Source organism: Nocardia sp. CNS-044 (assembly GCF_059570515.1).
Map to the genome: position 1 here is coordinate 276,001 of NZ_JCANSX010000009.1, position 18,163 is coordinate 294,163.

The window sequence follows — 18,163 nt, forward strand, 5'->3', positions numbered from 1 at the left end:
CACCTTTTCGTGCCGCTGGCACACCCGGGCGATGCGAGATCCGGACCTGCTGCGACATTGGCCACACTCGCTCGAGAGACTCGGGTGAACGAGTCGCGATGCTCGATCCCGTCGGCCACTCGGTGCGGTACGAGACCGACGCCCGGCCGGGCGCGGGCTGTCGACGGACTCTGTCCGGCAGCGCCCACTAGGCTGCGTCTCGTGGCGGTACTGGAGGGCGCGCGGCGCAAGGCAGTGGTATTCGGGCGCCGGGCGCTCGGTCTCGACGTGCCCGCGGCCGATCACACCATCGCGGTGTTGCACCGCGACGAATCCGAGGTGCCCGAACTCGACCGCAGAGAGCTGGTCCAGCTCGACCGCATCCGGCTCATGGGCGCGACCGGCACGGTGCTGATGGCGATCAGCGCGCTGGGCATCGGCGCGCAGCCGGTGCAGCAGAACCCGACGTCCGGTCTGCGCGTGCTCGGCATTTTCGCCAGGGCGCACACCGGCTCGCTGGCGATGTGCATGATCGGCGCCGTCGTCGTGGTGCTCGCCTGGCTGCTGCTCGGCCGTTTCGCGGTCGGCGGCCTCGGCGGCTCCCCGCGGCACCGGCTGACCCGCTCGCAGCTCGACCGCACCCTGCTGCTGTGGATCATCCCGCTCAGCGTGGCCCCGCCGCTGTTCAGCAACGACGTGTACTCGTACCTGGCGCAGAGCGAGATCGCGGCGCGCGGCATCGATCCCTACAAAGAAGGCCCGGTCGCCGGTCTCGGGATCGACAACGTCCTCACCAACAACGTCCCGACCATCTGGCGGGATACGCCCGCCCCGTACGGGCCGCTGTTCCTGTGGATGGGCCGTGGCATCGCCGAATTGACCGGGGACAACATCATTCTCGGCGTCTGGGTGCACCGGGTGCTCGCGCTGGCGGGTGTGGCCTTGATCGTCTGGGCGCTGCCGCGGTTGTCCGTCCGCTGCGGTGTCGCCGGGGTGAGCGCGCTGTGGCTCGGCGCGGCGAATCCGCTGGTGCTGTTCCATTTGGTGGGCGGCGTGCACAACGACGCGCTGATGATCGGTCTGATGCTGGCCGGACTCGAGTTCGCGCTGCGGGCGATCGAGGACACCCACCCGTTCGACGGACGGGCCTACACGCTGCTGATCGCCGGTGCGCTGATCATCGCGTTGTCCTCGACGATCAAGATCACCTCCATCATCGCGATGGGCTTCGTGTGGATGGCGCTCGCCCGACGCTGGGGCGGCGGCTGGCGGCCCGTGGTGACGGCGGCCGCGATGCTCGGCGCGATAGCCCTCGGCACCACGCTCGTGATCAGTTCGGCGAGCGGTCTCGGCTTCGGGTGGATCCACACGCTCAATACCGCGAGCGCCGTGCGCAGCTGGATGTCGTTGCCCACCGCGCTCGGCATCATCACCGGTTTCGGCGGCGTACTACTCGGCCTCGGCGATCACACCACCGCTCTGCTCAGCATCACCCGTCCGATCGCCGCGACGGTCGCCGCGTTCGTGACGGTGCGCATGCTCGTCGCCACCGGCACCGGTCGCCTGCACCCGGTGGGCGCGCTCGGCGTCACCCTGGGCGCCATCGTGCTGCTGTTCCCGGTGGTGCAACCGTGGTATCTGCTGTGGGCGATCGTTCCGCTCGCGGCGTGGGCGACCCGGCCCGTGTTCCGTGTCCCCGCGGTCGCGTTCTCCGCGGTGGTGAGTGTTCTACAGATGCCGCGCGGCGCCGATCTCGAGGTGTTCCAGATCGTCGGCGCCGCCATCGCCACCGTCATCGTCGGCGTGCTGTTCATCGTGATCACGCGTAACTCCCTGCCGTGGCGCGCTCAGGCGGGGGTGTCGGCTCCGTCACAGCAGCCGACGTCTTACGGTGTCTCTTCGTGACCGCTGCCTCCGGACCCGCCGTTAGCGTCGACGGCGTCGTCAAGCGTTATGGCGAGACCACCGCGGTCGACGGCCTGACCTTCGATGTCGAACGGGCGCAGGTGCTCGCGCTGCTCGGGCCCAACGGCGCGGGGAAGACGACGACCGTCGAGATGTGCGAGGGCTTCGTCCGTCCCGACGCGGGTTCGGTGCGGGTGCTCGGACTCGATCCGATCGCCGATTCGGACCGCCTGCGTTCCCGCATCGGCGTCATGTTGCAGGGCGGCGGCTCCTATCCCGGCGCGCGGGCGGGCGAGATGCTCGACCTGGTGGCCGCGTACTCCGCCGATCCGCTCGACCCGCAGTGGCTGCTGCGCACCCTCGGGCTCCAGGACAATCGCCGCACACCGTACCGGCGGCTCTCCGGCGGCCAGCAGCAGCGCTTGGCGCTGGCCTGCGCGCTGGTCGGACGACCGGAGATCGTGTTCCTCGACGAACCCACCGCGGGCCTCGACGCGCAGGCCCGGCTGATCGTGTGGGAGCTGATCGACGCGCTGCGCCGCGACGGCGTCACGGTGGTGCTGACCACGCACATGATGGACGAGGCCGAGCAACTCGCGGATCAGCTCGTCATCATCGATCACGGACGCATCGTCGCCTCCGGCACGCCCGCCGAGGTGACCGCGCACGGCGCCGCCGGGCAGCTGCGCTTCACCGCACCGCCCAAGCTGGACCTGAAACTGTTGAAAACCGCGCTCCCCGAGGGCTTCTCGCCGCGGGAGACGTCGCCGGGCTCGTACCTGGTGGAGGGCGAGATCGACCCGCAGGTGCTGGCCACCGTGACCGCGTGGTGCGCGCGGCTGAACGTGCTGGCCACCGACATCCGGATCGACCAGCGCCGCCTCGAGGACGTCTTCCTGGAGCTGACCGGACGGGACCTACGCGGATGACTCAGCCAGAACCCAACCGCTTCGCGCCGGGCACCTTCGCTCCCGATCCGCGTCCCACCACCCGCGCCGCCATGCTCGCCGCGCAGACCCGGCTCGAGCTGATCCTGTTGCTGCGCAACGGCGAACAGCTGCTGCTGACCATGTTCATCCCGATCACGCTGCTGGTCGGCTTGACGCTGCTGCCGTTCGGCGGTCTCGGCCAGGACCGGGTGGACAAGATCGTGCCCGCGGTGATGATGGTGGCGGTCATGTCCACCGCCTTCACCGGGCAGGCCATCGCCGTCGGTTTCGACCGCCGCTACGGCGCGCTCAAACGCCTCGGGGCCACCGCGCTGCCGCGCTGGGGCATCATCGCGGGCAAGAGCGCCGCGGTGCTGATCGTCGTGGTCCTGCAGGCGATCCTGTTGGGCGTTATCGGTTTCGCGCTCGGCTGGCGGCCGGGTCCGGCCGGGCTGCTGCTCGGCGCGGTGGTGATCGCACTCGGCACCGCCACGTTCGCCGCGATGGGCCTGCTGCTCGGCGGCACGCTGAAGGCGGAGATCGTGCTGGCGCTGGCGAACATCCTCTGGTTCGTCATGCTCGGCATCGCCAGCGTGGTGTTCGCCTCCGACGAGCTGCCGACCGCCGTCGATGTGCTCGCCAGGCTGGTGCCCTCCGGCGCGCTGGCGGTCACCCTGGAGCACGCGCTGCGCAGCAGCGTCGACTGGTTCGGCCTTGCGGTGCTCGGGGTGTGGGGCGTGGCCTGCGGCGCACTGGCCGCGCGCTGGTTCCGTTTCGAGTGAGCGTCGGTACAAACGACGGTATGTAGTAGTCCGGGTGCGGCGGCCCGATCGCCGGTCGCTACCATCGTTGCGTGCTGTATCGCGCATTCCTGCGACTCGTCGACAAGCTCCCGCTCCCCTCGCTGCGGACGCAGCGGCTGATCGCGCTCGCGGTCGTGCTGACCCAGGCGGGCATCGCGGTGACCGGCTCGGTCGTCCGGGTCACCGCCTCCGGTCTCGGCTGCCCGACCTGGCCGCAGTGCTTCCCCGGCAGCTTCACCCCGATCGGCGTGTCCGAGGTGGCGGTCGTGCACCAGGCCGTCGAATTCGGCAACCGGCTGCTGACCTTCGTGGTCTCCCTGTTCGCCGGGCTGATCGTGCTCGCGGTGACGCGCGCGCGGCGCAGGAACGAAGTGCTCCTCTACGCCTGGCTGATGCCGGGCGGCACCGTGGTGCAGGCGATCATCGGCGGCATCACCGTCCGCACCGGTCTGCTGTGGTGGACAGTCGCGGTGCACCTGCTGGCGTCGATGCTGATGGTGTGGCTGGCCACGGTGCTCTACGCGCGAATCTGCGAGCCGGACGACGGCGTCCAGACCGTCCAGGCGCCCGCGCCGCTGCGCTGGCTGACCGCGTTGAGCGGTGTCGCGCTGGCCGGCGTCCTGATCGCGGGCACCCTGGTCACCGCCGCCGGACCGCACGCGGGCGACAAGAGCATCGAACGGCCGGTCGAGCGGTTGCAGATCGAGATCGTCACGCTGGTGCACCTGCACTCACAGCTGCTGGTCGGCTACCTGGCGCTACTGGTCGGCCTCGGCTTCGGACTGTTCGCCGTCGGCATCTCCCGCACGGTGCGCACCCGCCTGTTCGTGCTGCTCGGCGTGGTCTGCGCGCAGGCGCTGGTCGGCGTCGTCCAGTACTTCACCGATGTTCCCGCCGCGCTGGTCGTCACCCACGTGGCCGGGGCCGCCGCGTGCACCGCGGCGACCGCCGCCCTGTGGGCCGCGCTGCGCACCCGCGAACCGGTGCCCGCCGCGGCGCCCGACCCGGCGATTCAGTCGGCCTGATCCCGCGCGGTTCGCGGCGGAACCGCGCGGAATGGGCGTGCGTCAGACCACCGACGGCCGCGTCAGGCTCGACCAGAGCGGCTCACCCTGGGCGGCAAGCCTGTTCGCGAGCTCGGCGCGCGCGTCGGTGACGCCGCTGGTACCCGAGACACAGAACGCGGTCTCGGCGACGGTGAGCAGCTTGATGTTGACCATGCGAATCTCCGACAGCGGACCGGTGACCGCCTCGGGGAAACCTTCGCCGTTCATGCCCAGCAGCACGGTGACGAGCCCGTCCTCGTCGACATAGCTACCCGCCGCCTCCGGGGGAAAGTCCAACCCCGGGAGCGAGATCGACAGCGTCCCATAGTGTTCCAGATTCCTGGTGAAACGGAATCCGTGCTGCGAGGCGGTCTGCGCGACCGACATCACCACCTGCCCCAGCCAGGAACCCATCACGTCCGCGAACGGCGCGTCCGCCGGAATGTCGGTGGCGGCCGCGTAGACCTCGACCTCGATGCCGTTGGTCGGCTCGGCGTCCGACCAGACGGTGGGGAACGACAGGCCGAGGCTGGTCACCACCAGCCCGTACTGGCGACGCACCACCCGGTAGCTCGGGTGGTCGATGCTGGGCGGCTCCGGCTCGTCGATGCCCATGTTGGCCCAGAGTTCGGTCGGAAGGAATCTCGATTGGTAGCGCGGGGCCGACACTTCCTGATCGAGTCGCCCCCACGCGTTCCAGACATCGTCGTGCAGCGCCCACATCTGGGCCTCGTACCGCTCATGGATGTCCAGTTCGTCCATTTCAGTCACGCCGCGACGCTACCCACGGACCGAGACGCGCGGCAAAACCGCGCCGCGTGCCTCGATCGGCGATCCGGTGGCGACTGCCACGATGGGTAAGAGAGAAACGGAGACCGAGCCGAGACAACGGCCGCGCCGAGCGAAGACTCCGCTCCGAGGAATGACACAGCGTCGAGACCACCGGAGGATAGCGAGATGACCAGGTTCGCCAACCAGCAGTCCATCGTCGTCGGCGTCGACGGCAGCCGCTCCGCGCTGGCTGCCGCGCGCTGGGCGGGCGCCGTCGCCGCGCGCGAAGGGGTGCGGCTGGTCGTCCTCAGCATCGTGCCGACCATCGACTACCGGATCACCGCCGCCATCGTCGCCGACGCCGACATCCTTCCGACGCTGCGCTTCGTGGCCAAGAAACACGTCGCGGCCGCGGTCGACGCGGTGCGCGCCGACCAGCCCGACCTGGAGATCACCCAAACGGTGGTGGAGGGCGTTCCTGGCGACGAACTCGTCGAGGCGAGCGAGACGGCGCTGCTGCTGGTGGTGGCCGCCACCACCGACGACCGGATCACCACCCTGCTGCTCGGTTCGACCGCGCTGCGGGTCGCGAACAAAGCGCACTGTCCCGTGGTGGTGTGGCGCGGCGATGTGGACAATCCGCTGCCCGACGAGCGCCCGATCCTGGTCGGCGTCGACGGTAGTCCCGCCAGCAACGCCGCGGTCGGCCACGCATTGGAAATGGCCGCACGGCTCGGCGTGCGCGTCATCGCGCTACACGCATGGAACGATCCCGACCTGCTGCAATGGACGCCGGTACCCGATGCGTGGGAGATCTTGGCGCAGCAGGAGCGAGAGTTGTTGAGCGAGCGGCTCGCCGGATGGTCGAGCCAATACCCGGACCTGCAGGTCGAGAAGCTGGTACTGCAGAGCCCGGCGACGCGCGCGCTACTCGACCACGGAGCGGACGCTCAGATGATCGTCACGGGCAGCCACGGACGCAACCGGTTCACCGGCTTGCTGCTCGGCTCGACGAGCCAGAACCTGCTGCACCACGCGCCATGCCCGGTGCTGGTGGCCCGCGCCGAATCCTAGACGGGCAGGGCCTGAGACCGGCCGGGCCGCCGCATCACTTCTCGTTGCGCGCCTTGGGGAAGCGGGTCTGCCGAGCTACCCAGCCCGCCATCTGCGCCCAGTGGCTCTTGCGCGGGGTGACGACGGAGGTGAGCTCACGGTCCCACTCATCGGCCTCGGTCAGACCGTCGACGACCTCGACCAGCCGCTTGGCGGTGGGCAGATCGGCGACGACGCGGTCGCCGAGGATGCCGTCGGCGCCGACCAGGGTGACACGCACGCCGATGCGGCCGATCGGCTGCAGGACGGCCGTGGCCGAACCACCGTGATCGGCGAGGAATCCCTTCACCGAGTCGACGAGGGAACTCGACACCTTCACCGGGGCCGGGGCGGTCTCAACGCTCATGCTGGCGAGTTTACCGACCGGTAGGAGGTGGTCCAGACCCGGCGGGTGTAGAACTGAATCTCATGCGCGCCATTCAGGTTTCCGAACACGGTGGTCCCGAGGTCCTGCGGTACACGGAGGTCGAGGAGCCGAGCATCGGGCCGGACCAGCTGCTGGTGACCACCGAGGCGATCGGCGTCAATTACATCGATACCTACATCCGCACGGGGACCTACCCGCAGCCGGTCCCCTACGTGCCCGGCTCCGAGGGCACCGGCGTGGTGTCCGCGGTCGGCTCCGGCGTCACCGAGTTCGCGGTGGGCGATCGGGTCGCGTGGGCGGCCGCGCCGGGCAGCTACGCCGAGCGGGTCGTGGTCCCCGCCGCCGTCGCGATCCCGGTGCCGGACGGCGTCGATCCCCCGGTCGCCGCATCGGCGCTGCTCCAGGGCATGACGGCGCACTATCTGATCGAGTCGATCTACACGCCGGAACCCGGCGAGACGGTGCTGGTGCACGCGGGCGCGGGCGGTGTCGGCCTGATCCTGACGCAGCTGGCCGCGGCGCGGGGCGCGCGGGTCATCACAACCGTGTCCTCCGACGAGAAGGAGACGCTCTCCCGCGAGGCGGGCGCGGCGGAGGTGCTTCGCTACGGCGACGACCTCGCCGACCAGGTCCGCAAGCTGACCGATGGGGTCGGTGTGGCGGCGGTCTACGACGGCGTCGGCAAGTCCACCTTCGACGCGAGCCTCGCCTCGGTGCGCGTGCGCGGCACGGTGGCCCTGTTCGGCGCGGCGAGCGGCCCGGTCCCGCCGTTCGACCCGCAGCGGTTGAACGCCGGTGGCTCGCTGTTCCTGACCCGTCCGTCGCTGGCGCACTACACCCGCGATCGGGCCGAATTGCTCTGGCGCGCTGGCGATATCCTCGCGGCGCTGGCGAAGGGCACGCTGCGCGTCCGGGTCGGTGCGACCTATCCGCTCGCGGAAGCCGAACGGGCGCACCGTGATCTGGAAGGCCGGAAGACCACGGGGTCGATCGTGCTGCTGCCCTGAGTCGTCGATCGTTGGTGGCGTGGCCGGTTCAGCATTTCCGGCCCGTCCGCCCGCAACGACTCCGGTTCAGTAGTCCCGGCCGGTCAACCCGCGATAGACGAAGCGGGTCAGCCCTTCCACGGCTTCGTCGTCGTCCAGCTCGACGTTGCCGTCCGCCACCGCACCCAGCAGCCCCTGCGTGAGCAGGAACATCATGGCGAGGCTCGCGTCCGGCGTGCTCGGCAACCGTAAACCGGCGGCGGCGAAACCGGCCAGGTGATCGGCGATGTCGGCGCGCTGATCCTTGGCGAATTGTCCTGCGCTGCGGCCGAATTCGGCGTCGACCAAGGCCGCCTGCTCGACCGCGCGCAGCACCGCGACGTGCTCGCGCGCGAAACGCCAGTAGCCCTCGATGTGGTACCGGACCGCCTCGGGACGGCTGAAATCCGGGTCGTGGTCCTCCGCTTCGGCGCGTACGTCACCCGCGTCGGCCATATCGCGCAACAGCGCCGTGAGCAGGGCCTCCTTGCTCGCGAAGTGGTTGTAGAAGGAGCCCGCCGCCCGTCCGGCGGCCGCGGTGATGTCGGTGATCTTGGTGTTCAGATACCCGCGTTCGGCGAAGACCCGCAGTGCGGCCGCCTTGAGCGCCTGCTCCGTCTCGACCGATCTCTCCTTGCGGCTCGTCGCCACCGCGCCACCTCCTTGACAGGACAAGGTACCAACTCCAATACTGAATTCAGATTCAGTGAATTAGAATTCAGTCAAGGAGTCATCGTGCAAGTACTCATCGCGGGAGCCGGACCGACCGGCCTCACCCTCGCCATCGATCTGGCCCGCCGCGGCGTGCCGGTGCGCATCGTCGACCAGGCCGCCGAATTCTTCGCGGGGTCACGCGGCGACGGCATCCAGCCGCGCACGCTCGAGGTGTTCGACGATCTCGGTGTGCTCGACGCGGTGCTCGCGGCGGGCGCGCCCATCCCGGTGCTACGCGCCTACCTCGGCGGCGAGTTCGTCGGGGAACGCCGGATGGCCGAACCCGTCGCGCCGACGCCCGCGGTCCCCTACCCCAATGGGTGGACGCTCGGGCAGTCACGCACCGAGGCGATCCTGCGCGACCGGCTCGCCGAGTTCGGCGTACGCGTGCAGACCGGAACCGCCCTGGTGTCGTTCGAACAGGACGACGACGGCGTCACCGCGATCCTGGACCGCGACGGCGCGCGGGAGACCGTGCGGGCGGCGTACCTGGTCGGCGCGGACGGCGGTCGCAGCACGGTGCGCAAGGGCGTGGGCATCCCGTTCGAAGGCAGCACGGACGACTCCCTCCGCATGCTGCTCGGCGACGTGCGCGCCGACGCCCTCGACCACGAGTACGGCTACTGGTTCGCCGCCGACGCCGGACGTCCGATGGACGGCATCGTGCTGGCGCCGCTGCCCGGCGGCGCGCACTTCCAGGTCGCCGCGCCGCTGACCGAGAACGCCGAGCCGACGCTCACGCTGCTGCAGCGCTACGTCGACCACCACAGCGGCCGCTCCGACATCGTGCTCACCGATCTGGCCTGGGCCACCGTCTGGCGGCCGAACATCCGGCTGGCCCAGCGCTTTCGGGACGGCCGGGTGTTCCTCGCCGGGGACGCCGCGCACACGCACCCGCCCACCGGCGGCCAGGGCATGAACACCGGCATTCAGGACGCCTACAACCTCGGCTGGAAGCTCGCCGCCGCGCTCCAGGGCGACGAATCCGCGCTCGACAGCTATGAATCCGAGCGACGGGCGGTGGCGGCGCGAGTGCTCGGCCTCAGCACCGCGCTGCTGGACAAGCTGACCCAGGGCGACGAGGACGCGCTCGAACGCGGCGAGGAGACCCGCCAGCTGGACATCAGCTACCGGGCGCCCGGCGATCACCGGGCATTGGCGGTGGGCGACCGCGCGCCCGACGCGCCGGTGAAGGACGCCGACGGACGCCAGGTGCGGCTGTTCGACCTGTTCCGCGGACCGCACGCGACGCTGCTCTGCTTCGGCGCGACGGGTCCGCTGCCCGCCGAGCCGGGCGCGCGGAGTTACGCCGTGCTGCGCCCCGGCGTGACGACCGCCGAACCGTACGTTGTCGATGTCGACGGGCACGCGTTCTCGGCGTACGCCGCCGTCGATGGCGAACGAGTCCTAGTGCGTCCCGACGGACACCTCGGCCGCCGCGACTGATCGCACCGACGAAAAAGGCCGACGCGCGATGCGTCGGCCTTTCTCGAATCCGGGCGACTACCCGAAAAAGCTTCCGATGGTCTCCCAGCCGAGCACCGAGTCCACCGCCAGACCGCAGAACACCACGGCCAGGTAGTTGTTCGACTGGAGGAACAGCCGCAGCGGCTTGACCGACTCCCCGCGCCGCACGCCCGCGTACAGCTGGTGCGCCATGAGCAGGAACCACGCGCCCGCCACCAGCGCCACCGCGGCGTAGAGCACGCCGGTGGCCGGCACCAGCGCCAGCGTGGTGAGCACGGTGAGCCAGGTGTAGATGACGATCTGCTTGGTCACCGTGCGCTCGGTGGCGACCACCGGCAGCATCGGCACGCCCGCCGCGCGGTAGTCCTCCTTGTAGCGCATGGCCAGCGCCCAGGTGTGCGGCGGCGTCCAGAAGAAGATGACGCCGAACAGCGCGATCGCGGGCCAGCCGATGCCGCCGGTGACCGCCGACCAGCCGACCAGCGCTGGCATGCAGCCCGCCGCGCCGCCCCAGACGACGTTCTGCGAGGTGCGCCGCTTCAGGCCGAGGGTGTAGACGAAGACGTAGAACAGGATGGTCGCGACGACGAGCGCGCCGGCGAGCAGGTTCGCCTGCCACCACAGCCAGGCGAAGGATCCGATGCCGAGCGCGACGCCGAAGACGAACGCGTTGCGGGTCGGCACCGCCTCCCTGGCCAGCGGGCGCTTGGCGGTGCGCTTCATCACCTTGTCGATGTCCGCGTCGGCCACGCAGTTGAGCGTGTTGGCGCTCGCGGCGCCCATCCAGCCGCCGAACAGGGTGGCCAGGATCAGCGGCATGTCCACGTCGCTGCCGCGGTCGGCGAGCAGCATGGTCGGGATCGTGGCGACGAGCAGCAGCTCGATGACGCGCGGCTTGGTCAACGCGATGTAGGCGAGCACCCGTCGCATGAGCCGGGACGGTAGGCCGGGACCAGTGAAACGGTCGGCAAGCACCGTCGCGGAGGAGCCGTGTGCGCCATCGCCACCCGGCTGTTGCCCAATCCGCACTGTCTCTCCTCGCACGCTGTGCATCGCATCCGGCAATGGAACGAGCAGCTCGCTCGGACCCGCTGTCACGGATGCGCGAGAGCCGGACGTCCGTCCGCCTCGGCGCCCTACAGCCGAATGCGGCGCGGCTACTACTACAGAGGATGGTAGACCCCCGCCGACATCGCTCCGCCGCGAGCCCCGCCCGGCGCGAGGCCCCGACGCCCGATCAGTGCGCCCCGACACACTCCGCGCACGGTCCCGGCCGAGGCCGAGACGCGCCCGAGGGACGCAGCCGGATGCGGTCCTCCATCAGCCCGCGCACGGCCGGATCGGAGGCGAAGATGCGCCGTTAAAGCGGGTTCCCGGCATGGCGCTCAGCGGGCACATCTAGGGTGGTTGGATACACAACCGGTATGCATGCCACAGCTGCCGTGCGTTCCCACCGCCGTTACCAAGCACACCGCCGTCGACGAGACCAATGTCAGGAGAATCTCGGTCGTGTCAGTCACAGACGACATCCGCGCCCTCACTCAGCCGAACTACCCGGACGACTGGACGGATCTGGACACCAAGGCCGTCGACACTGTCCGCGTCCTAGCCGCCGACGCGGTGCAGAACGCGGGCAACGGCCACCCGGGCACCGCCATGAGCCTGGCTCCGCTGGCCTACACCCTCTACCAGCGGGTGCTGCGCCACGATCCGAGCGACCCGAGCTGGGTCGGCCGGGACCGTTTCGTGCTGTCGTGCGGCCACTCCAGCCTCACCCAGTACATCCAGCTCTACCTGACCGGCTTCGGTCTGGAACTGGACGACCTGAAGAACCTGCGCAAGTGGGGCTCGCTCACCCCCGGCCACCCGGAGTTCCGGCACACCGACGGCGTCGAGATCACCACCGGCCCGCTGGGCCAGGGTCTGGCCTCCGCGGTCGGCATGGCGATGGCGGCGCGCCGCGAGCGCGGCCTGTTCGACCCGGCCGCCGCGCCGGGCGCCAGCCCCTTCGACCACTTCGTCTACGTGGTGGCCTCCGACGGCGACCTCGAGGAAGGCGTCACCTCCGAGGCGTCCTCGCTCGCGGGCACCCAGCAGCTGGGCAACCTGATCGTCTTCTACGACGACAACCGGATCTCCATCGAGGACGACACCACCATCGCCTTCACCGAGGACGTGGCCGCGCGCTACGAGGCCTACGGCTGGCACGTGCAGACCGTGCAGGGCGGCGAGGACGTCGTCGCGATCGAGGCCGCCGTCGAGGCCGCCAAGGCCGAGACGGGCAAGCCGTCGATCATCGTGCTGCGCACCGTGATCGGCTACCCGGCCCCGAACAAGATGAACACCGGAGCCTCGCACGGCGCGGCGCTCGGCGCCGACGAGGTGGCCGCCACCAAGAAGATCCTCGGCTTCGATCCCGAGCAGAGCTTCCAAGTCGACGACGCCGTCATCGCGCACACCCGCAAGGCCGTCGAGCGTGGCAAGGCGGCGCACGCGGAATGGCAGCGGCAGTTCGACGCGTGGGCCGCGGCCAACCCGGAGAACAAGGCGCTGTTCGACCGGCTCGTCGAGCGCAGGCTGCCGGAGGGCTGGACCGACAACCTGCCGGTGCACGAGCCCGACCCCAAGGGCATGGCCACGCGCAAGGCGTCCGGCAAGGTGCTCGCCGCGCTCGCCGAGGTGCTCCCCGAGCTGTGGGGCGGCTCGGCCGACCTCGCCGAGTCCAACAACACCACCATGCCCGGCCAGCCCAGCTTCGGCCCCGAGTCGATCTCGACCGGCATGTGGAAGGCCAACCCGTTCGGCCGCACCCTGCACTTCGGTGTGCGCGAGCACGCGATGGGCTCGATTCTCAACGGCATCGCGCTGCACGGTCCGACCCGGCCGTACGGCGGCACCTTCCTGGTGTTCAGCGACTACATGCGCCCGGCGGTCCGCCTCGCGGCGCTGATGCGGGTGCCCGCGATCTACGTCTGGACCCACGACTCCATCGGCCTCGGCGAGGACGGCCCGACCCACCAGCCGATCGAGCACTTGGCCGCGCTGCGCGCGATCCCGGGCCTGAACGTGGTGCGTCCCGGTGACGCCAACGAGACCACCTACGCCTGGCGCACCATCCTCGAGCGTGAATCGGCCGAGAACGCCTCGCACTTCTCGGTGTCGGAGATGCCGCACCAGGACGGCCCTTCCGCGCTGGCGCTGACCCGCCAGGATCTGCCGATCCAGGAGGGCACCAGCTACGAGGGCGTCGCCAAGGGCGGCTACGTCCTGGCCGAGGCGTCCACCGGAACCCCGCAGGTGATCCTGATCGCCACGGGCTCGGAGCTGCAGCTCGCCGTGGCCGCGCGCACTACGCTGGAGGCGCAGGGCATCGGCACCCGGGTGGTCTCGATGCCGTGTGTGGAGTGGTTCGACGCGCAGGACAAGGCTTACCGGGACGAGGTGCTTCCGCCCGCGATCCGCGCGCGCGTCGTCGTCGAGGCCGGTATCGCGATGCCGTGGCACCGGTTCGCCGGTGACGCGGGCGAGATCGTGTCCATCGAGCACTTCGGCGCCTCGGCCGATTACAAGACCCTGTTCCGCGAGTTCGGCATCACCGAAGACGCGGTCGTTGCCGCCGCGCAGCGCACGCTGGACAACGTGAAGGGATAAGACCTCATGGCACAGAACGAAAACCTCGCCGCACTCGCCGCGGCGGGCGTCTCGGTGTGGCTCGACGATCTGTCGCGGGACCGGATCCAGTCCGGCAACCTGGCCGAGCTGGTCGCGACCCGCAGCGTCGTCGGCGTGACCACCAACCCGACGATCTTCCAGGGCGCGCTCAGCAAGGGTCACGCCTACGACGCGCAGGTGAAAGCGCTTGCCGCGCAAGGGGCGGACGCCGACGCGGCGATCCGCACCATCACCACCGACGACGTGCGCGCGGCCTGCGACGTGCTGGCCGGGGTGTACGAGTCCTCCGGCGGCGTGGACGGCCGGGTCTCCATCGAGGTCGACCCGCGGCTGGCCTTCGACGCCGAGAAGACCGTCGCGCAGGCCATCGACCTGTGGAAGACGGTGGACCGCCCCAACCTGTTCATCAAGATCCCCGCGACCGAGGCGGGCCTGCCCGCCATCACCGCGGTGATCGCCGAGGGCATCAGCGTGAACGTCACCCTGATCTTCTCGGTGGCGCGCTACCGCTCGGTGATGGGCGCCTACCTGGACGGTCTGCGCCGGGCCAAGGCCGCGGGCTACGACCTGGCCAAGATCCATTCCGTCGCTTCGTTCTTCGTGTCCCGGGTGGACACCGAGATCGACAAGCGGCTGGAGGCGATCGGCTCCGACGAGGCGCTCGCGCTGCGCGGCAAGGCCGGTGTGGCCAACGCCCGCCTCGCCTACGCCGAGTACCAGGACGTGTTCGACGGCGGCAAGCACACCTCCACCTACGCGCACCTGGCCTCGGTCGGCGCGAACCGGCAGCGGCCGCTGTGGGCGTCGACCGGCGTCAAGAACCCGGACTACTCCGACACCCTCTACGTCACCGAGCTGGTCGCCCCGAACACCGTGAACACGTTGCCGGAGAAGACGCTCGAGGCGGTCGCCGACCACGGCGAGGTCCGCGGCGACACCGTCCGCGGCACCGCGGCGGAGGCCAAGGAGGTCTTCGACAAGCTCGCCGCGGTGGGCATCGACCTGGACGACGTGTTCGAGGTGCTCGAGCGCGAGGGCGTCGACAAGTTCGAGAAGTCCTGGGAGGAACTGCTTTCCGCCACCGCCGAGGAGTTGGGCGCAGCGTCGTCGGCCGGGGGCAACTGAATCCCATGGCAGGCTCGGCCAAAACGTCGACAGTCTGGAAGAACCCACTCCGCGACGAGCGGGACAAGCGGGTACCGCGGATCGCGGGACCGTGCAGCATGGTCATCTTCGGTGTCACCGGTGACCTGTCCCGCAAGAAACTGATGCCCGCCATCTACGACCTGGCGAACCGGGGGCTGCTGCCCCCAGGTTTCGCGCTGGTCGGTTTCGCGCGGCGCGATTACGCGGACGAGGACTTCGCCGCGGTCGTGCTCGACGCGGTGAAGGCGCACGCCCGCACGCCCTTCCGTCAGGAGGTCTGGGACCACCTGGCGGAGGGAATCCGGTTCGTGCAGGGCACCTTCGACGACGACGCCGCCTTCGCCAGGCTCGCCGACACCCTCGGCAGACTGGACAAGGAGCGCGGCACCGGCGGCAATCACGCCTTCTACCTGTCCATTCCGCCGGACATGTTCCCGGTGGTGCTCGACCAGCTCTCCGAGCACAAGCTCGCGCAGCCGAGCACCACCGACATCGCCGGGCGCAAGCCGTGGCGGCGGGTGGTGATCGAGAAGCCGTTCGGGCACGACCTGGACAGCGCCGTCGAGCTCAACGAGCTGGTCAACCGGGTGTTCCCGGAGGAGACGGTGTTCCGCATCGATCACTATCTCGGCAAGGAGACGGTGCAGAACATCCTGGCGCTGCGCTTCGCCAACCAGTTGTTCGACCCGATCTGGAACGCCAACTACGTCGACCACGTCCAGATCACCATGGCCGAGGACATCGGCCTCGGCGGACGTGCGGGCTACTACGACGGCATCGGCGCGGCGCGCGACGTCATCCAGAACCATCTGCTGCAGCTGCTCGCGCTCACCGCCATGGAGGAGCCGATCAGCTTCGAGCCCAAGCAGTTGCAGACCGAGAAGATCAAGGTGCTCTCGGCGACCAAGCTGGTGGAGCCGCTGGAAGAGACCACGGCGCGCGGGCAGTATTCGGAGGGCTGGCAGGGCGGCGAGCACGTCGTCGGCCTGCTCGACGAGGAGGGTTTCGACCCGGAGTCCAAGACCGAGACCTACGCGGCGATCACCCTCGAGGTCGACACCCGGCGCTGGGCGGGCGTGCCGTTCTACCTGCGTACCGGAAAACGCTTGGGCCGCAGGGTGACCGAGATCGCGGTCGTCTTCAAGCGGGCGCCGCACCTGCCCTTCGACCAGACCATGACCGAGGAGCTCGGCCAGAACGCGCTGGTCATCCGCGTGCAGCCGGACGAGGGCATCACCATGCGCTTCGGCTCGAAGGTGCCGGGCTCAGGCATGGAAGTGCGCGACGTCAACATGGATTTCAGCTACGGCGAGGCGTTCACCGAGTCCTCCCCCGAGGCCTACGAACGCCTGATCCTCGACGTGCTGCTCGGGGTGCCGTCGCTGTTCCCGGTGAACGCGGAGGTCGAATTGTCCTGGCGCATCCTGGATCCGGTGCTCGAGCGGTGGGCGGCGGACGGCAAGCCCGATCCGTATCCCGCGGGCACGTGGGGTCCGGCCTCGGCCGACGAGATGCTCGAGCGCACCGGCCGGGAATGGCGGCGCCCGTGATCATCGACATGCCCGACACCACGACCGGCGCGGTCACCAAGCGCCTGGTGCAGCTGCGCGAGAGCAACGGCGTCATCACCATGGGCCGGGTGCTCACCCTGGTGGTGTGCACGCTGGACAGCTCCGAAGCCGAGGACGCCATCGACGCGGCCAACGACGCCAGCCGCGAACATCCCTGTCGCGTAGTGGTTCTCGCGCGCGGCGACCGCGAGGCGGAGACCAAGCTGGACGCGCAGATCCGGGTGGGCGGCGACGCGGGCGCGGCCGAGGTGATCGTGCTGCGCCTGCAGGGCGAGCTGGTGAGCCACGAGAGCAGCGTCGTCATCCCGTTCCTGCTGCCCGACACCCCGGTGGTGGCGTGGTGGCCGCGGGGCGCGCCGGAGTTCCCGTCCAAGGACTCGGTGGGACGCCTGGCGACCCGGCGCATCACCGATGCCACCTTCGCCGCCGACCCGCAGGCGACGATCAAGAAGCGGCGCGCCTCCTACGCCTCGGGCGACACCGACCTGGCGTGGAGCCGGATCACCTACTGGCGGGCACTACTGGCCGCCTCGCTGGACGAGCCGCCTTTCGAACCGGTCGAGTCGGTGACCGTGTCGGGGCTGCGCGACGAGCCCGCGCTGGACATGCTCGCCGGCTGGCTGGCCGCCCGGCTGGGCTGCCCGGTGCGCAGACGCTCGGGCGCGCTGCGGGTGGAGGTGAACCGCCCGTCGGCGTCCATGTCCATCGAACGCCCGCAGACCGGGCGCACCGCGACGCTCACCCGCACCGGTGATCCCGATCAGCGAATCGCTTTGGCGCGGAGGGAGACTCGCGACTGCCTCGCCGAGGAACTGCGTCGGCTCGACGCCGACGAGATCTATCACGAAGCCCTCGCCGGAATCGAGAAGGTGACCTATGAGTGAGACTCCCCGCGACACCGTAGAGGTCCACCCCGACGCCGACGCGCTCGTCGCCGCGGCGGCCGCCCGCTTCGTGCAGGTGGTCACGGCCGCCCAGGCCGAGCGCGGCTCGGCGTCGGTGGTGCTGACCGGTGGCGGCACCGGCATCGCGATGCTCGAGCAGGTGCGCAAGGCGCCCGGCGATATCGACTGGTCGCGGCTCGACATCTTCTGGGGGGACGAGCGTTTCGTCCCCGCTGGCGATCCCGAGCGCAACGAGTTGCAGGCCAGGCAGGCGCTGCTCGACCACGTGCCGGTCGATCACGCCAGGGTGCATCCGATGGCGACGTCCGACGGCGAGTACCCCGATCCGGTCGAGGCCGCCGCCGAGTACTCGGCGGCGGTGCACGCCCACCTCGCCGAGCACGGCGCGTTCGACCTGCACCTGCTCGGCATGGGCCCCGACGCGCACATCAACTCGCTGTTCCCGGACACCGACGCGGTGCGCGAGGAGCACGAACTCGTTGTGGCCGTGACGAATTCCCCCAAGCCGCCGCCGGTCCGCGTCACGCTGACGCTGCCCGCGGTGCGGCGCTCGCGACACGTGATGCTGGTCGTCGCCGGGGCGGGCAAGGCCGAAGCGGTCGCCGCGGCGGTCGGCGGCGCCGAGCCGGTCGACATCCCGGCCGCGGGCGCGGCGGGTCGGGAATCCACCATCTGGTTGCTGGATCGAGAAGCCGCGAGCGCGCTGCGCTGACAACGGAGGTCGGGTGCCGCACCTGCTCGTCGACAACC

Annotated in this window: 16 protein-coding genes; 12 read left to right on the forward strand and 4 right to left on the reverse strand. The window is 70.1% G+C overall.

Going from position 1 to position 18,163, the window contains the following annotated elements; translation table 11 throughout:
• The first annotated feature begins 201 nt into the window (after positions 1–201).
• From mptB to T333_RS24090, 4 genes are all read left to right on the forward strand, one after another.
• Positions 202–1,884, forward strand: a complete 1,683-nt coding sequence (mptB, locus tag T333_RS24075) for a polyprenol phosphomannose-dependent alpha 1,6 mannosyltransferase MptB (RefSeq protein WP_496425921.1) — start codon at positions 202–204, stop codon at positions 1,882–1,884.
• Positions 1,881–2,813: an ABC transporter ATP-binding protein gene (locus T333_RS24080; RefSeq protein WP_355002282.1), complete on the forward strand. Its 933-nt coding sequence runs from the start codon at positions 1,881–1,883 to the stop codon at positions 2,811–2,813. Before mptB ends, T333_RS24080 begins: the two co-directional genes overlap by 4 nt.
• On the forward strand, positions 2,810–3,595 hold the full coding sequence (locus tag T333_RS24085) for an ABC transporter permease (RefSeq protein WP_496425922.1): 786 nt from the start codon (positions 2,810–2,812) through the stop codon (positions 3,593–3,595). The genes T333_RS24080 and T333_RS24085 overlap by 4 nt, the downstream gene beginning before the upstream one ends.
• A 71-nt stretch (positions 3,596–3,666) precedes the next feature.
• Positions 3,667–4,641, forward strand: coding sequence for a COX15/CtaA family protein (locus T333_RS24090; RefSeq protein ID WP_496425923.1), 975 nt, complete (start codon positions 3,667–3,669; stop codon positions 4,639–4,641).
• 42 nt (positions 4,642–4,683) lie between these two features.
• Here the strand turns inward: T333_RS24090 and T333_RS24095 are convergent, their stop codons facing one another.
• Positions 4,684–5,433: a hypothetical protein gene (locus T333_RS24095; RefSeq protein WP_496425924.1), complete on the reverse strand. Its 750-nt coding sequence runs from the start codon at positions 5,431–5,433 to the stop codon at positions 4,684–4,686.
• Positions 5,434–5,619: 186 nt separating this feature from the next.
• On the opposite strand from T333_RS24095, the gene T333_RS24100 reads away from it, so the two are divergent.
• A complete protein-coding gene (locus T333_RS24100) occupies positions 5,620–6,507 on the forward strand; it encodes a universal stress protein (RefSeq protein WP_355002278.1) in 888 nt (295 codons plus the stop codon).
• 34 nt (positions 6,508–6,541) lie between these two features.
• Here the strand turns inward: T333_RS24100 and T333_RS24105 are convergent, their stop codons facing one another.
• Positions 6,542–6,892, reverse strand: coding sequence for a hypothetical protein (locus T333_RS24105; protein WP_141809968.1), 351 nt, complete (start codon positions 6,890–6,892; stop codon positions 6,542–6,544).
• Between the two features lie 62 nt (positions 6,893–6,954).
• Here T333_RS24105 and T333_RS24110 point away from each other — a divergent pair, with 62 nt between their 5' ends.
• A complete protein-coding gene (locus tag T333_RS24110) occupies positions 6,955–7,920 on the forward strand; it encodes a quinone oxidoreductase family protein (RefSeq protein ID WP_357248441.1) in 966 nt (321 codons plus the stop codon).
• A gap of 66 nt (positions 7,921–7,986) precedes the next feature.
• Here the strand turns inward: T333_RS24110 and T333_RS24115 are convergent, their stop codons facing one another.
• A complete protein-coding gene (locus T333_RS24115; protein ID WP_496425925.1) occupies positions 7,987–8,589 on the reverse strand; it encodes a TetR/AcrR family transcriptional regulator in 603 nt (200 codons plus the stop codon).
• Between the two features lie 84 nt (positions 8,590–8,673).
• Here T333_RS24115 and T333_RS24120 point away from each other — a divergent pair, with 84 nt between their 5' ends.
• Positions 8,674–10,098 (forward strand): FAD-dependent monooxygenase, encoded by a 1,425-nt coding sequence (locus T333_RS24120; RefSeq protein WP_496425926.1) that lies wholly within the window; start codon positions 8,674–8,676, stop codon positions 10,096–10,098.
• Between the two features lie 57 nt (positions 10,099–10,155).
• On the opposite strand, the gene T333_RS24125 is transcribed toward T333_RS24120, so the two are convergent.
• A complete protein-coding gene (locus tag T333_RS24125; protein ID WP_496425927.1) occupies positions 10,156–11,148 on the reverse strand; it encodes a heme o synthase in 993 nt (330 codons plus the stop codon).
• 480 nt (positions 11,149–11,628) lie between these two features.
• On the opposite strand from T333_RS24125, the gene tkt reads away from it, so the two are divergent.
• From tkt to pgl, 5 genes are read left to right on the forward strand one after another with little or no spacing between them, the layout of a single operon-like run.
• The gene (gene tkt, locus T333_RS24130; protein WP_357248433.1) at positions 11,629–13,770 is read left to right on the forward strand and encodes a transketolase; all 2,142 of its coding nucleotides are present in this window, start codon (positions 11,629–11,631) and stop codon (positions 13,768–13,770) included.
• Between the two features lie 6 nt (positions 13,771–13,776).
• A complete protein-coding gene (gene tal, locus T333_RS24135; protein WP_496425928.1) occupies positions 13,777–14,916 on the forward strand; it encodes a transaldolase in 1,140 nt (379 codons plus the stop codon).
• Positions 14,917–14,921: 5 nt separating this feature from the next.
• Complete coding sequence (gene zwf, locus T333_RS24140) at positions 14,922–16,487, forward strand: glucose-6-phosphate dehydrogenase (protein ID WP_355002270.1); 1,566 nt, start codon at positions 14,922–14,924, stop codon at positions 16,485–16,487.
• Positions 16,484–17,392, forward strand: coding sequence for a glucose-6-phosphate dehydrogenase assembly protein OpcA (gene opcA / locus T333_RS24145; protein WP_355002269.1), 909 nt, complete (start codon positions 16,484–16,486; stop codon positions 17,390–17,392). Before zwf ends, opcA begins: the two co-directional genes overlap by 4 nt.
• Positions 17,385–18,125 (forward strand): 6-phosphogluconolactonase, encoded by a 741-nt coding sequence (gene pgl, locus T333_RS24150; RefSeq protein ID WP_496425929.1) that lies wholly within the window; start codon positions 17,385–17,387, stop codon positions 18,123–18,125. Before opcA ends, pgl begins: the two co-directional genes overlap by 8 nt.
• The last annotated feature ends 38 nt before the right edge of the window (positions 18,126–18,163 follow it).

What these genes read in the sequence shown, in the direction of transcription:
- T333_RS24105 (WP_141809968.1), bottom strand. Translation starts at nt 6,892, where the DNA reads ATGAGCGTTGAGACCGCCCCGGCCCCGGTGAAGGTGTCGAGTTCCCTC.
- pgl (WP_496425929.1), top strand. Translation starts at nt 17,385, where the DNA reads ATGAGTGAGACTCCCCGCGACACCGTAGAGGTCCACCCCGACGCCGAC.
- T333_RS24085 (WP_496425922.1), top strand. Translation starts at nt 2,810, where the DNA reads ATGACTCAGCCAGAACCCAACCGCTTCGCGCCGGGCACCTTCGCTCCC.
- zwf (WP_355002270.1), top strand. Translation starts at nt 14,922, where the DNA reads ATGGCAGGCTCGGCCAAAACGTCGACAGTCTGGAAGAACCCACTCCGC.
- T333_RS24100 (WP_355002278.1), top strand. Translation starts at nt 5,620, where the DNA reads ATGACCAGGTTCGCCAACCAGCAGTCCATCGTCGTCGGCGTCGACGGC.
- tal (WP_496425928.1), top strand. Translation starts at nt 13,777, where the DNA reads ATGGCACAGAACGAAAACCTCGCCGCACTCGCCGCGGCGGGCGTCTCG.
- T333_RS24110 (WP_357248441.1), top strand. Translation starts at nt 6,955, where the DNA reads ATGCGCGCCATTCAGGTTTCCGAACACGGTGGTCCCGAGGTCCTGCGG.